The following is a 2,499-nucleotide window of genomic DNA, read 5'->3' on the forward strand; positions in this document are numbered from 1 at the left end:
ATACTTCGGACAAAATGCTCATCACTTAAACGTAAATGTATTTGATAGAGCTACTTTAGAAGATGCTATGGAACATCCAGAAGAATATCCTCAATTAACTATAAGAGTTTCTGGATATGCTGTAAACTTTATAAAATTAACAAGAGAACAACAATTAGACGTTATAAACAGAACTTTCCATGGTAAAATGGCATAATTAATCGTTATATAACGCAATATTTATTCTAAAAGTCCAGGAAATATTTTATTTTTCTGGACTTTTACATAATATTAATTATTTTTTGGTAGACATTTCTAAATTATTGAATTATAATATCATATATACGTGAATTGTATACAATATATTCCATTTTAGTTTAGAGAGTCTACTTTTTTTAATCACTAGAATATATTTTTTTATTTTAGAAACTATATTCTATAAAAAGATAATCTAATTCTATATGGAGGATAATATGTTGAAAGCAAAGGTACATTCAATTGAAACTTTTGGTACTGTTGATGGACCAGGAATAAGGTATATAATATTTTTCCAAGGATGTCCACTAAGATGCAAATACTGTCATAATAGAGACACCTGGGATAAAAATTGTGGCAAAGAATACACTGTTGACGAGCTTATGCAGGATATAATCAAATACGATTCTTATATGAAGTTTTCTGGCGGTGGCGTAACTGCCTCTGGTGGAGAAGCTACACTGCAGGCAGAGTTTCTAACAGAGTTATTTGCTAGATGTAAAGAAATAGGCATACACACATGTCTAGATACATCAGGATTTGTCGATACCAAAAGAATCGATAAATTACTAGATTACACTGATCTTGTTTTACTAGATATAAAACATATGGACAGTGATAAATCTAAAGAATTAACTGGAGTTGGCAATGAGAAAGCACTTAAATTAGCTCGCTATTTAGATGAGAGATGCATACCAGTTTGGATTAGACAGGTTTTAATACCTGGCATCACAGACGATGTAGAGAATCTAAAAAGTTTAGGTAAATTCATAGCTTCTCTAAATAACATCGACAGAGTTGAATTACTACCTTACCACGGTATGGGAATTCACAAGTGGGAAAGCATGGGACTTGAGTACGAACTCAAGGACATAAAAGAACCTACTGCTGAAGATGTTAAATGTGCCAGCGAAATTGTAGAAGCATACGGAGTATCTGTCTACAATAATCAAAAAGCTAGATAGTATCCTTTTAGTCGAGGATGTTATTTATAAGAAAATCTTTATTATAAAGATCCATAATGTAGATTTTCTTGAAATGCATAACGGAAATTATCTTTATTCACAATTTCAAAGGAATATAATTTCCTATGCATTATAAAAATGCCCTTATATATTTTTAAAGTTATTAAACTTTATAATTTTTTTATACTTTGGAAGTCTGAATAAGACTTCTTTTTTATTTGCAAAAAAAACACCCAGAAAAATAATCTGAGTGTTTATATAATTAATTAGTTATTCCCATAATTATGCTTTTTCCTATTATAACTCCTATTAAGCTAAGAACAACATTTAAAGCTATATTAACTACAGCACTAGTATAACTTCCATCAGAAAAAAGTCCTACAGTTTCATAGCTAAAGGTAGAGAAAGTCGTAAGTCCTCCCATAAGTCCTGTAGTCAAAAATAATTTCATCTGTGGAGATACAACATCTGTTCTTGAGTTTAACTCCAAAATAAGCCCTATAAGCAATCCCCCTAAAATATTTACACATAAAGTTCCGACTGGTATCTTTCCTGTAAAAATCTTAGAAGCCTGCATAGATATAAGGTATCTTGAAATAGCTCCTATAAATCCTCCAAACCCTACACATAAAGCTTCTAACATCTACATCTTCTCCTTAAAATTCTACTACTTCAACTTCCATTTTTTCTATAGCATCTGCAATTAATCCTTCTACATCTAAAGCTGATTCATCTGATTCTATTCTATCAAGCTTAGGCTTAGTCACCGGTCTCTTTGGTGCAAAGACTGAGCAACAATCCTCTTCTGGTATAATTGATGTTTCAAATGTTCCTATTTTCTTAGCTACTTCAATTATTTCTGATTTATCCATAGCTATTAGCGGTCTGAATACAGGCATGCTAACAGATGCATTTGTACAAGTTAGTCCTTGTATAGTTTGTGATGCAACCTGTCCTATACTTTCCCCTGTAACTAAAGCGTTACATCTTCTTTGTTTACCTACTTCTTCAGCTATTCTCATCATGAAACGTCTTGAAATTATTGTCATTTCCTCTTCTCTACAGTGCATTCCTATAGCCTTTTGAATTTCTAATATATTGACCTTGTGAAGTCTGACCTTTCCACAGTATTTAGCTAATATTCTAGCTAGGTCTCTTACCTTTTCCATTGATTTTTCGCTTGTAAATGGATATGTGTGGAAGTGGATGCATTCTACCTCTACACCTCTTTTTGCTACCATCCATGATGCAACTGGTGAATCTATTCCTCCTGATAGTAGAGACATAGCCTTACCGTTAG

Annotated in this window: 4 protein-coding genes; 2 read left to right on the top strand and 2 right to left on the bottom strand. The window is 32.2% G+C overall.

Annotation, left to right across the window (positions count from 1 at the left end; translation table 11 throughout):
- Both MR593_RS10645 and pflA read left to right on the top strand, forming a co-directional pair.
- Nucleotides 1–196, top strand: a 196-nt coding sequence (locus MR593_RS10645) for a glycine radical domain-containing protein (RefSeq protein ID WP_290692685.1), incomplete at its 5' end; no start/stop codon positions are given.
- Between the two features lie 256 nt (nt 197–452).
- Nucleotides 453–1,199, top strand: a complete 747-nt coding sequence (gene pflA / locus MR593_RS10650; protein WP_290692687.1) for a pyruvate formate-lyase-activating protein — start codon at nt 453–455, stop codon at nt 1,197–1,199.
- 262 nt (nt 1,200–1,461) lie between these two features.
- On the opposite strand, the gene crcB is transcribed toward pflA, so the two are convergent.
- Nucleotides 1,462–1,842, bottom strand: coding sequence for a fluoride efflux transporter CrcB (gene crcB / locus MR593_RS10655; RefSeq protein WP_290692688.1), 381 nt, complete (start codon nt 1,840–1,842; stop codon nt 1,462–1,464).
- 13 nt (nt 1,843–1,855) lie between these two features.
- The coding region (locus MR593_RS10660; RefSeq protein WP_290692690.1) for a tRNA sulfurtransferase at nt 1,856–2,499 on the bottom strand (644 nt) is incomplete at its 5' end.

Source organism: Intestinibacter sp. (assembly GCF_022780145.1).
GTDB lineage: Bacteria > Bacillota > Clostridia > Peptostreptococcales > Peptostreptococcaceae > Intestinibacter.